Annotated in this window: 6 protein-coding genes and 10 pseudogenes; 7 read left to right on the top strand and 9 right to left on the bottom strand. The window is 64.4% G+C overall.

The window, feature by feature from the left end:
• Nucleotides 1-683: 683 nt before the first annotated feature.
• Nucleotides 684-863 (top strand): hypothetical protein, encoded by a 180-nt coding sequence (locus ACZ6CZ_RS37040; protein ID WP_469030343.1) that lies wholly within the window; start codon nt 684-686, stop codon nt 861-863.
• A 592-nt stretch (nt 864-1,455) separates the two neighbouring features.
• On the opposite strand, the gene ACZ6CZ_RS37035 is transcribed toward ACZ6CZ_RS37040, so the two are convergent.
• Nucleotides 1,456-2,199, bottom strand: a complete 744-nt coding sequence (locus ACZ6CZ_RS37035; protein WP_469030341.1) for a hypothetical protein — start codon at nt 2,197-2,199, stop codon at nt 1,456-1,458.
• A gap of 320 nt (nt 2,200-2,519) precedes the next feature.
• Between ACZ6CZ_RS37035 and ACZ6CZ_RS37030 the strand changes: the two genes are divergently transcribed.
• Both ACZ6CZ_RS37030 and ACZ6CZ_RS37025 read left to right on the top strand, forming a co-directional pair.
• The gene (locus ACZ6CZ_RS37030; protein ID WP_469030338.1) at nt 2,520-2,672 is read left to right on the top strand and encodes a transposase; all 153 of its coding nucleotides are present in this window, start codon (nt 2,520-2,522) and stop codon (nt 2,670-2,672) included.
• A 55-nt stretch (nt 2,673-2,727) separates the two neighbouring features.
• Nucleotides 2,728-3,168: pseudogene (locus ACZ6CZ_RS37025) on the top strand (transposase family protein); the annotation flags it as partial.
• Nucleotides 3,169-3,212: 44 nt separating this feature from the next.
• On the opposite strand, the pseudogene ACZ6CZ_RS37020 reads toward ACZ6CZ_RS37025, so the two are convergent.
• Nucleotides 3,213-3,335: pseudogene (locus ACZ6CZ_RS37020) on the bottom strand (IS3 family transposase); the annotation flags it as partial.
• Between the two features lie 63 nt (nt 3,336-3,398).
• Nucleotides 3,399-3,746, bottom strand: a pseudogene (locus ACZ6CZ_RS37015) (helix-turn-helix domain-containing protein); the annotation flags it as partial.
• Nucleotides 3,747-3,868: 122 nt separating this feature from the next.
• On the opposite strand from ACZ6CZ_RS37015, the pseudogene ACZ6CZ_RS37010 reads away from it, so the two are divergent.
• A pseudogene (locus ACZ6CZ_RS37010) lies at nt 3,869-4,575 on the top strand (IS3 family transposase); the annotation flags it as partial.
• A 31-nt stretch (nt 4,576-4,606) separates the two neighbouring features.
• Here the strand turns inward: ACZ6CZ_RS37010 and ACZ6CZ_RS37005 are convergent.
• Both ACZ6CZ_RS37005 and ACZ6CZ_RS37000 read right to left on the bottom strand, forming a co-directional pair.
• Nucleotides 4,607-4,801: pseudogene (locus tag ACZ6CZ_RS37005) on the bottom strand (IS5/IS1182 family transposase); the annotation flags it as partial.
• A 78-nt stretch (nt 4,802-4,879) separates the two neighbouring features.
• The gene (locus ACZ6CZ_RS37000) at nt 4,880-5,212 is read right to left on the bottom strand and encodes a histone-like nucleoid-structuring protein Lsr2 (protein ID WP_469030335.1); all 333 of its coding nucleotides are present in this window, start codon (nt 5,210-5,212) and stop codon (nt 4,880-4,882) included.
• 427 nt (nt 5,213-5,639) lie between these two features.
• Here ACZ6CZ_RS37000 and ACZ6CZ_RS36995 point away from each other — a divergent pair, with 427 nt between their 5' ends.
• Nucleotides 5,640-6,053, top strand: coding sequence for a hypothetical protein (locus tag ACZ6CZ_RS36995; protein WP_469030332.1), 414 nt, complete (start codon nt 5,640-5,642; stop codon nt 6,051-6,053).
• Here the strand turns inward: ACZ6CZ_RS36995 and ACZ6CZ_RS36990 are convergent.
• Nucleotides 6,048-6,398, bottom strand: coding sequence for a transposase (locus ACZ6CZ_RS36990; RefSeq protein WP_469030346.1), 351 nt, complete (start codon nt 6,396-6,398; stop codon nt 6,048-6,050). The two genes, ACZ6CZ_RS36995 and ACZ6CZ_RS36990, sit on opposite strands and share 6 nt — an antisense overlap.
• A 93-nt stretch (nt 6,399-6,491) precedes the next feature.
• On the opposite strand from ACZ6CZ_RS36990, the pseudogene ACZ6CZ_RS36985 reads away from it, so the two are divergent.
• Together ACZ6CZ_RS36985 and ACZ6CZ_RS36980 are read left to right on the top strand one after the other, a co-directional pair.
• Nucleotides 6,492-6,815, top strand: a pseudogene (locus tag ACZ6CZ_RS36985) (transposase family protein); the annotation flags it as partial.
• A 1,126-nt stretch (nt 6,816-7,941) separates the two neighbouring features.
• Nucleotides 7,942-8,155: pseudogene (locus ACZ6CZ_RS36980) on the top strand (transposase); the annotation flags it as partial.
• Between the two features lie 10 nt (nt 8,156-8,165).
• Here the strand turns inward: ACZ6CZ_RS36980 and ACZ6CZ_RS36975 are convergent.
• From ACZ6CZ_RS36975 to ACZ6CZ_RS36965, 3 pseudogenes are all read right to left on the bottom strand, one after another.
• Nucleotides 8,166-8,995 (bottom strand): annotated as a pseudogene (locus ACZ6CZ_RS36975) (IS5 family transposase); the annotation flags it as partial.
• Between the two features lie 685 nt (nt 8,996-9,680).
• Nucleotides 9,681-10,610 (bottom strand): annotated as a pseudogene (locus ACZ6CZ_RS36970) (IS5 family transposase).
• Nucleotides 10,611-10,651: 41 nt separating this feature from the next.
• Nucleotides 10,652-10,855, bottom strand: a pseudogene (locus ACZ6CZ_RS36965) (hypothetical protein); the annotation flags it as partial.

Raw genomic sequence — 10,855 nt, 5'->3', positions numbered from 1 at the left:
TGACGATCACTTCACGAAACGCGTTCCCCACCACATGACCATGATCGACGATTGAGAACTCGACGCCTCACCGCCTACCGTGCACGAGCTCGTTAGGCGCGCTTTTTGTCAGGATCTGGACAAGAGGCAGGATGTGGCGGCTGCCGCCGGCCCAACGGCTGCCGTGGCAGCCTCCACGGGTCACGCACCCAGGCCACGTCGCTCATCGGCGACGATGTATCGGCGCGCAGGACCACTTGGAGCAGCCGATGCCGGTGCACGGAGACGTCCTCGGCGATCAGGGCGGCCAGGCTGTAGGTGGCGGGCATCCCCAGCGCCTCCGCCGCACCCAGCGGTGTGGACAAGGCGCCGTCAAGGGCAAAGTTCTGGACCGTACAGTCTCAGCTGCCCACCCCAGCAGCTTCCCACTTGTGCCGGCGCAACACGTAGTCGCTGAAGAGGTCGGCTCCGGTCGAGAAGTTCACCCACCTCCGCGTCGCCACGCCGCTCGTCCGGCGAAGGATGCCAGCACTGCACTGACTCGGCGGCCCAAGTGCGCAGCTCGATATCCGTTGGCCTCGCCGACGTTCTGGAGGCCCACCCAGTCACCAGCGACGTCAGACGTCGGCACCTGCGGCGACGTCGCATTCACCGCGGCCGGGCGCTCCTGGGTGCTCGACTTCCAGGAAGGCGCTGACGGCGAGGTGTTTCAGGACCCGCTCAGCGCCCCCGCCCCCGCCGACGGCCCCGCCGCCGACGTGCTGCGCACCGTCGTCGTCCCCACGCTCCTGGCCCACCCCGCCTACCAGGCCGCCAACGCCGACCGCGGCACCCTTACGGTCCACCTAGCCACCGGGACGGCGGCTACCGCGGAACCGGCGTGATCATCCAGCACCGCCGTGACCCCGGGCAAAGTGAAATCCCGGACTACTAACGGCACAACTCAGTTTTCCGTTGAAGCACGAAGTTCTCAAACAACCACCTCGCATCCCAAGCTCGGTGAGACCAAGTGGGCCGTCACTGGTGGGGGGGGTAGGAGCACATTGATATAAGCCGCCCAAGCGAGCGGATGTCTGAGAGCTTCAACATGGGCCAGGCTCATGAACCGGTGGTTCGGGGTTCAGGGTAAGGGCGAGTGACATGTGAGCCCCTTTTGCGTCGGGCCTGCATGCTTGCGTGTCGTCCTGATACCGCTGGGGTGCCCGGAGGGGTACGTGCCAGGCTCCCAGGAGCCCTGAGGAACGCCGACCCTTCTCCCTGCACAGTGTGTAGGGAGGAGGGCAGCGCGCGGTGGGGACCTCACCTCTCGGCGGCTCGCCACCCGAGCTGAGAGGAGTGAAGCAAATTCCCGATGTCCGTGCGCACGGAGAACTGATCAGTGCTGATCAAGCAGAGGTACCCCTATGCCGCCCCGCCCGATATGCGCTATCGGTAACAGGGCAGAGGCTTTTGCAAGCGAAATCCACACAACCACTCTTACATAATTAGGCATTCATCATTCTTGGCTTTTTGTGCTGCTCTTAACTGCTCTCTCTCTTTGGCTTCCTTCTCATAGAAGCGAGCCAGCACCTCATCACTATCCATGGGAACGGTCTGGCCTATCGCGAATCGGGAAGGCGGGATTTTGCTCCCTACATCATAGTCGCCACCTACCGCGGATGCAGCAACTAGACCCACTAGCCTCCCATCGTGCTTTGAGATTAGCGCGGCACCAGAGTCGCCCGACTGTAGGCGCTTTTCGCCTTTCCCAATAGCTTTCAGTTTGATCATGTTTGCACTTCCGTATATTCTTCCATTGGAATTCGACGCGATCATCCAGGTGTCGATGTCTACGATTTGCGCTTCTCCCACTTCCGGCCCGGTGACTTTTCCGACCCACACAACTTCCTCTCCCACCTGGGGATCTCTTAGTTCAACGGGACTGTCAACATCGCGGATGCCGACAATCTTGCATGAAGTGCGCCCCGCCTCTACGTCGAAATAGGCGAAATCGTAGAGCATGTCGACAGGGTCTGCGAGGTAGTCCTCAATGGTGGCGTATGTTGGACTTGCTGAGCCGGCGACAACGGTTCCGATTTTTTGATCCGCTTTGGATTCCGTTAAGATATTGGGCTGAAATACGGGACTGCCAGCAGTCGACCCCAGCACGTGCTGATTACTGAACCCCACCAGGCTGCCTTGCCAGTTAACAACCGCACCGAGAGTTCCGCTGTTATCCATGATGGTTGACTGTATCTCGTAACCGCCAGGTACGGGGCGTATATATTGATTCAGCATACCGATGCTCCGATGCCAGTCGTATGCGTTGCACCACATTGGGGCCACTTAGGCCTCTGCGATGCTTGTCCTTCACATGTATAGGTGGGCAGGAAGGAGCGCTTGCAAGCTACGCCCGTCGGCCGTCATGGTGCGCCGGGGCGGCATCGAACCAACTGACGGGGTGACTGTCAGGACCGGGGTGAGGGTGTATAGGGTCTGCTGCACGATCGGGTGACATCTGAACTGGCTTTCCCTGAGGGGCGGGTAGGAAGGATGTCGCTGTGCCCAAGCCCTATCCGGAAGAGTTCCGCCAGGACGTCGTGCGGGTCGCGAGGAACCGCGGCCCGGGTGTCACGGTCGAGCAGGTGGCCACCGCTTTCGGGGTTCACCCGATGACGTTGTGGAAGTGGATGCGCCCGGGCGGACATCGATGACGGGTCCAAGCCCGAGGTGACCAGCCGGGAGAGCGCGGAACTGCGGGAAGCGCACCGGATCGCCGCCGACCGGCCCTTTTACTCCGGGAAGCATAAAAAGCACGGGATGAACGTGCAGGTCATCACCGATCCGTTCGGCCGACTGCTGTGGGTCTCGCCCGCACTGCCAGGGCCCGTTCATGACGTTCGCGCGGCCCGCGAACACGGCGTCATCAACGCCCTCGGCCAGGCCCAGATACCTTGCTGGGCGGACAAGGCCTATCAAGGCGCCGGCGGCACGGTACGGGTGCCATACCGCGGCCGATGGGACACACTTTCGGCAGGTCGGCAGGCCGTGAACCGATCCCAGGCCAAGATCCAAGCCCTCGTCGAACAAGCCATGGCCACCATCAAGAACTGGCGGCTCCTCCGCACACTCCGCTGCTCCACCACCCGAATCACGGGCCTGGTCCAGGCCGTCCTCACCCTGCATCACGCCAGCTCAACCGCAGGTTGAAAAGACCTCAGTGAGTTCGGGCGATACGACTCCTCCAGCACGGCGTCAGCCACCGGCTTGTCGCGCCAGCGGTAGTAGGGCTGTCTGGCGAGCTTCAGCACCCGGCACGTCACCGTGACGGGCACCCCGTCCACGGCCAGCTCTTTCACGAGCGGGTAGATCCTTTTCCCGGCAGATGCGCCTGCGATAGATAGGCCGCGGTCGGCGGATCAAGCTGCTGGAACAGGAGAACGAGGTCCTGCGCCGGGCCCGATCGGCAGGAGCGTCCCGTCGAGCAGGACGTACGCCTTCCCCGAGGCAGCCAGGACGGCATCGTCGAGGGTCGGTGCGAGTGCGGCCAGCAAGTCGACGGCCTCCGTGATGTAGCGGTAGACCGTGCTCGTCCCGATCCCGAAACCTGCTGCGAGTTGGCCGTACGTGGTTCCGTTCCGCAGCTGCGCCAGCACCAGCACGGCTTGACGCCCGACCGGGAGCCGACGCCAGCGGCTCTTGATCCGCCGGCGGTGTTCGCGCAGGCGAGCGGCGAGGAAGGACAGGGATCGACTGGACACGTCCAGCCCGCACGGGTAGACAAGCACACGAAGCCTCTGGTGGCACGGGTGATCTTGGTCGTGAACCCGTCTACCAGGGGCTTCACTCATCTGTCGACCCAACTGTCCAGCTCACAGATCAAGTTGGCAAAGGCTCACTGTTCGACGCTCACCGCGACGACCCGGAATTCGGCTACCGCTTCCTGGCCGATGAAGCGCGTGGTGCCGGAGCTCGGATGGCGGACCGGACCGCCTGGCGGATCTGCCGGGACAACCGTTGGTGGAGTGTTTCGGCAAGAAGCGCGGCAGGAGCAAGAAGGCCGACCCGCCGGTGCACGACGATCTCGTGAGCCGGAACTTCACCGCGACCGGCCCGAACCGGCTGTGGCTCGCCGACATCACCGAACACGCCACCGGCGAAGGCAAGCTGTACCTCTGCGCGATCAAGGATGTGTTCAGCAACAGGATCGTGGGCTACTCCATCGACGCGCGGATGAAGTCCCGCCTGGCCGTGACCGCCCTGGACAACGCGGTGGCCCGGCGTGAACACGTCGACGGGTGCATCCTGCACAGCGATCGCGGCTCGCAGTTCCGGTCCCGGAAATTCGTCCGGGCCCTTGACCGACACCGCATGGCCGAATCGATAGGGAGGGTCGGGGCAGCCGGCGACAACGCGGCCATGGAGCCCTTCTTCAGCCTTCTGCAGAAGAACGTCCTCGACCGCCGGAGCTGGGCCACCCGCGAGGAACTGCCGATCGCGATCGTGTCCTGGATCGAGCGGACCTATCACCGGCGCCGCCGACAAGCCCCACTCGGCCGGCTGACACCCGTCGAATGCGAGACCGTCATGACCACATCGGCCTTCCAGGCCGCGTGACCGAACCTGTCACCCGATCGTGCAGCAGACCCTTCCGCAGATGGGCCAGTGTCAGCAGGGCTTGCGTGAAGCACGCTCAACTTCCGCCACGGCGAGCGAAGTTCACGCCTTCGGGTCTAGATGAGCCAGGAGACATGCTCGACCAGCTCGTGCGGGACGTCGAGTGTGGAGGGATACGGAACCAACGAAGCCCCCCGGCCCTCGGCGTGTTGAGTGAGATCACCACACCAACGACGAGGGGCTTCGCCACGTCACCCCACTTGACCAGCCTGTTTCACTCCTCAGACCCCAGGATAAAAGGGGTTCAGTGAGCCCTTTCATAAGCTTCACGAACGCTGGCGGGGACGCGACCGCGGTCACTGACTTGGTGACCGTTCTCTCGTGCCCACAAACGTACTCCTTCGGCACTCGGCCCGCTTGTCGCCTGCTTGCGCGGCTGGGTAGCTGTCCTAGCACGGCCGGTCTTGCGGCCGCTATCGATGAATGGGGCCAGCGCTTCGTACAGCTTGTCATAGTTGTCTGAGACGAGGTCGATTTCGTAATTGACCCCATCGAGGGAGAAAGTATGGGTCTGCACCTCCTCTGATTCTGCACCGGTCAGGTCGTCCGAGAAAACGGTCACAATCTTCTGAGCCATAAGCGAATACTAACCACACTATCGGCCAGCGGAAACCCGCTTCGGTAACGTCTGCTGCAACTACACGTCGCAGTGTGCTCGGACCGCTGTTGCCGGACCCACCCGTGCGTCCTCGTGTCCGAGTGCCTCTCGACGCCGGAGACGGGTCCCTCGGAGCGGGGCACGATCCGTCCACCCGGTGCTGTAGATGTCCAGCACAGGCGCATTAGCGCTACAGTCTGACCTGGCCGCAGAATTTGTCGGGAAGCGCTACGTTTCGTACCTTAGAGGCCGTTCTCTTTCCGAATGCCGTGTGCGGATCCGCTGGTCAGGCATGAGATTGCGGCTGTGACGGGAGTCTCTACTCGTTGCTGATCGAGTCGGTGGGGGTGGCAGATGCCGTCGATGCGGGCGTCCTGGAAACGCGGCGGAAGGCCGCTGCCGTGCGGTGGATGAGCTCGAAGCCGAACTGAAGCGGGTGCGGGCAGACTTGGCGGATGCCGGGGAGGTCCTCAAGCTTCGGACGATCGGCCTCGAGCAGTATCTGGAAGCGCTCGTCGAGGCGGAACAGCCGGCCGAGACAATCGTTGGCCTGTCACCGACGACGGCGGTGGGCCCGCGCCGTGCGGTGCCGCATCGGCAGAAGGCGGCCGGGGTAGACGACCTGTCGGTGGACTACCAGGCGGTAATGGCAGCCGAGGCCGGGAACGACGGGCTGGGTGCCCGGCGGACGGCCGTGGTGCTTGGCTGGGACAGTGTCTCGGCCTCACGCGTCGAGGGCGCGAGAGCACGGCTGAAGAGGCTGGTGGAACGGGGCTGGCTGGTGGAGACGAAGCCCGGGAGGTTCACCATGCCATCATGACTGCAGGCCGACGAGTTGTGCGGCCAGGCGGCGGCTCATCAGGGCGATCATCGACCAGCGGATGACGCCTTCGCTCGTGTCGGGGCGGCGTTCGTAGTCCCTGACCAGGCGGCGGCTGCGCAGAAACCGTGCAAAGGACCGTTCGACGACCCAGCGGCGGGGAAGGGCCTGGAAGCCTCGGACGTCCTCACCGCAGCGGACGATGTCGAGGACGAGGCCGAGGTGATCGCTGGTCCAGTCGGTGAGGTGGCCGGTGCAGCCACCATCGGCCCAGACCCAGGCTAACCGCCGGAAGCTGCCGGCCGCCGCTGGCAGAAGGGACCGGGCGCCGTCCCGATCGGTCACGGACGCCGGTGTGACCAGCACGGCCGCCAGGAGAAGCCCGAGCGTGCCCACGTCCGGACCGTCGTCGACCAGGCCCTCTCCCCCGACGCGCCCCAAAACCACGATCTGGCCGCGGCCCGGGCCCACGGGATCGTGCAGGCCTGCCTGACCCGGCAGATCCTCGTTCTGGCCGACCGCGCCTACCAGGGCGCCGGCGCCACCTTCCGCACCCCCTACTACCACCACAACTAGCAACCCGAGCACTACCAGCAGTTCAACCGCGACCACGCGCGGGCGAGGGCTCCCGGGGAACGGGCCTTCGCGCAGTTGAAGTGTTCGATGCAGTCAGCACGCTGTCCGAAGAGGCTCGAGGAGGGGGCAAGACTGTCGGCAGGGCGACTTTCGCGTCGCTGTTCATTGCAAAGCCCCATCAGTTAGCGGGTGCGGGCGGCAAAGCGCGCGAGGGTATGGCGGGTGCTCCTTCATTCTGGCAAAACGCCCGCGGCATAGAGGGCGGTTCGTTTGGCGCGCAGATCGGGACCGAGGACACAGCATCTCCGTAGAAGCGGCCGGTGTGGTCCTCCGTTTCGCCGTGGGCGGAGGCGGCTATACGGACACGCTCTGGCCCGGAGGGGTCCTGATCGCCAGCGAGGTACGGCGTCGGTGATCAATCGAATCGTGTTTATAGGTGAGATTGATCACGGCCTTGAGCCGCTCTGCATGGCCTTGGAGAATGGTGGGCTCGCATGTAGAGGTGTCGCGTATTCAACGTGAGCAGAAACTCGCGCCGGGCCGGCGCCTTGCCGACGGCAGGCTCGTGGGGCGCGCGCGGCGTGCTCACATCCCGTACGCCATCGATCCAGCAGAGCCGAGCCAAAGCGGCTACTGGTGCCCAAGTTATAGGCGCACGGGATGTGAGCAAGGTGAGTGGTAGGGCGGCTGCTAAATTAGTCGCTGGTCCATAGTAGGCTCCAGAGACTGCTTCCCGGCGTCGTCACTAGCACTGCATCACCAGTAACAACCTGCGCCCTAGCCCGCTCCTCCGCCGTTACTCGGGCAGCTATTTCTGCGCCTTGCGGATTGCTACTGGAATTCTCAGCCCATCGATCCAGCTCCAATGCGCCTGCTTTCCGCTGCGCGTCGGCGTCATCATGCTTCGCCGTAAGTATAGGAGCCCACTTCTCATCATCTGCAGGAAATACAACCGTGTCTACACCTTTGGCGCCACGATCTCCCGATAGATCATGAATGGCGGTGATCCCGTCATAGACGTCATGTGCGACTCGGCGATCGTGAATTGGGTCAACATCTGACACGTACGACAAGACATTGGTTGCGGCTCTATTGCGAGCCCCCACCTCATCTCCCTGCGGAGCCGGCAGCTGATTCAGATCTCGACAAGCTGCGAACATTTTACCAAAAGCGGCGAAAAGGCCACCCGTGTGCTGGGGTTCCTGCGGATTTGACATAGGTCCTCCATATAAAATCGTGCTCTCCTTACGTAGTGGGCAACTGCGGCGCCAGCTAACGCTCGGAGAGGGTTTGTTGGTGTGCCGAGTGTCGGTCCGACGGGCACGGTCCTCCCCTGGCGGTCCTGCTAACCGGCGGCAACCGCAACGACGTCACCCGACTGCTGCCCTTGCTCGACGCGATCCCACCGGTACGCGGAAGGGGCGGCCATCTCCTCCGGAAGCCTGACTCGCTCTTCGCCGACCGCGGCTGACCTCTACCGCAACCAGGTCCGCCAGCGAGCCATCGTGCCGGCCATTGCCCGCCGCAGGATGGGTCGCGCCAGGAGATGGTGGCTTCGCCGGTGAGGCGGCGGGCCATGAGGTCGGTCATGGCGAGGTAGATCATGGCTTCGGAGCGGGTGGGGAGGGTTTCGTAGTCGCGAGCCAGGCGGCGGTGGAGCATGAGCCAGCCGTAGGTCCGCTCGACCGCCCATCGTTTTGGTATCGGGGTGAATCCCTGGTCCCCGGGGTGCGTGCGCTGATTTCCATGTCGATGCCGAGGGTTGCGGCGTGTTCGACGAGGTGCTGGCGGTAACCGCCGTCCACCCAGACGTTGCGGATGTCCGGGTGGTCGGCGGCGACCCGGTCGAGCAGTTGGGTGCCGGCCACGGAGTCCTGCACGCTGGCCGCGGTGACCAGCACCGCGAGCAGGAGGCCGATCGTGTCGATGACGATGCTCCGCTTCCGGCCGACGATCTTCTTCCCGGCATCCGTGCCCTGGCTCGACGCTGGCACGCTGGTGGAGGTCTTGACGCTCTGCGTGGCGATCACGCGGGCCGACGGTGCGGCACTCCGCCCCTCCTTCTGCCGCACGAGTTCCGGTAGCAGGCCGTTGAGCTGGGCGAACACACCTTCCTTCGCCCACTTTGCGAAGTACCCGTAGACCGTCTCCCAGGGCGGGAAATCGTGCGGGAGGTAGCGCCACTGGACGCCGGTGCGGTCCACGTACAAGATCGCGTTCGTGATCTCGCGCAGGTCGCGCTGGGGCGGACGCCCGAAGTCAAGGGCCCTGCCGCGGCGCTCGAAGCGCCAGGCGGACAGGACTGGCTCGATCAACTTCCAGCGGGCGTCGGACAGATCACTCGGATACGGACGTCGCGCACTCATGCTCCCGACGTACCGCTCCGAACCGAGTGCGCCCAGGCGCACTGCAACGACCGCGGAAGCACAGATGGAATGGGGCGTCTTGGAATGAGACAGGCACGAGCTCTCACCCGCCCCAGCCGCCACACCATCAGACCCATAGGTCCCAACCACACCGGGAGCCTCACCGGCACCCCGGCCCCGCACCTCCAGAACTATGAAATACCGGCGCATTCAAGATGAAAACGACAGAGGCAAAGCTTCTCGCAAGTTAGAGGCATTGGAGAGACCGGGCGGCTAGTCCATCTGCCACTCGCCGCCCAGCGCAGTGCTCAGCGCTGGCCAAGCGACTGTGCAACTGCTTCCTGCAACGCCGCGCCGCGGTCAGCCCCCCCCTGGCGGTGCAGACTCTCTTCCCCACATCAAGTTAGTGGGCAAGTAGACCCACGCTAGGGAAGCACCGAGTCCGATGCGTGGCCGGTCACCGAACGAAACCCGCTCTCGGACGCGGATACGGCGTGAGGAGTGGGCCTTGCGTTGGCGCTCGTGCATCTCCTCGTACCAGTCCGGGGCGCTTTTCTTGAATTTGCGGTGCGGTGGCGTCACCACGCGCCCGCCGGTCTGGGCGCCCAGGCCCTGGTAGCCGGCATCCGCGAGGATCCAGTGCGGGCCCGCCGTCCAGGAGCCTGACCAGCCCTAGTCGCGCCGATCATGTCCGGAGCCAGATGATGGTTGCTGCGACGGTGATGGTGCCCAGGTAGACGTATGCGCGCGCTTGTCGTACCTCGTGGGCACGGCTCGGTAGTTCTTGAGCTTGTTGATCGCCCGTTCCACGGTGTTGCGCTTCTTGTACTGCTCCTTGTCGAAGCCGGGTGGGCGACCTCCTGCCCGGCCCCGGCGTACGCGGTTCACGGCCTGGTCGCCTTTCTCGGGGATGACGTGGCGGATGCCGCGTCCCCCGGTAGCGGCGGGTCCGGCGATTGCTGTCTGCCTTATCGGTGCTCACGCTGTCTGGTGTGGTGCGCGGGCGGCCTGGCCCGAGTCGAGGCACTCGAATGCGTTCCATGACTGGCCCGAATTGTGTGCAGTCCGCCCGTTGGCCTGCCGTCAGCAACAGTGAGAGCACGCGGCAATTGCCCGTCGGCACTCTGGTGGATCTTGGTTGTGAAGCCTCCTCGGGAGCGGCCGAGCGCCTCGCCTCCTGCACCACCTCTGCCAGGCGGGTGCACAGCCTCGCCCACAGTCTTCCGCTCTGTTGTGCCATCGCGGTCGCCCCTTTTGACGCGGCGGGCGGCGGAGCTTTCCGCGCGCCGGCCGCATGCTGGTGGGCACGGATCGAGGTGGAATCAACCGAGACGTCCAAGTCGATCCCACCGGCGGCATCGGCCTGGCCTTGCACCTGCTGGAGTAGCCGTTCCCAGGTCCCGTCGGCTGACCAGCGCCGGTGGCGCTCGTAGACGGTCCTCCATGGCCGGTAGCGTTCAGGCAGGTCACGCCACTGCACCCCGGTGCGTACCCGGTGCAGGATGCCGTGGATCACCTGACGGTGATCGCGCCACCGCCCGCAGCGGTTGTTGCCGGTGGGCAGAAGCGGCTCCAGACATCGCCACTCCACCTCTGTCAGATCCCCCCCGGCCAGTCACGTAAGAGCCAACGAACCAGTGGGTGACATGGGTACGGTCAGCATCTGCGATGCCACCACGCCAGGCCCGGGTCTTTTGTCGGCTCGTGATGCGTTCGCCCGAGGAGCACCGTGTCCAGGCGCTCAACCTGCACCCGGAGTTCGCCAGCGGCCTTTGGCGGAAGCATGAACAGAGCGACTTGCAGCTTGTCCCGGGCCCAACCCTCGCCGCAGCAGGGGCAGGTGAACTCCGCCTCCCATTG

The organism is Streptomyces sp. NPDC041135 (genome assembly GCF_055592085.1).
Note: the sequence above shows the minus strand (reverse complement) of the source record. Positions and strands in the feature narration are given on the sequence as shown.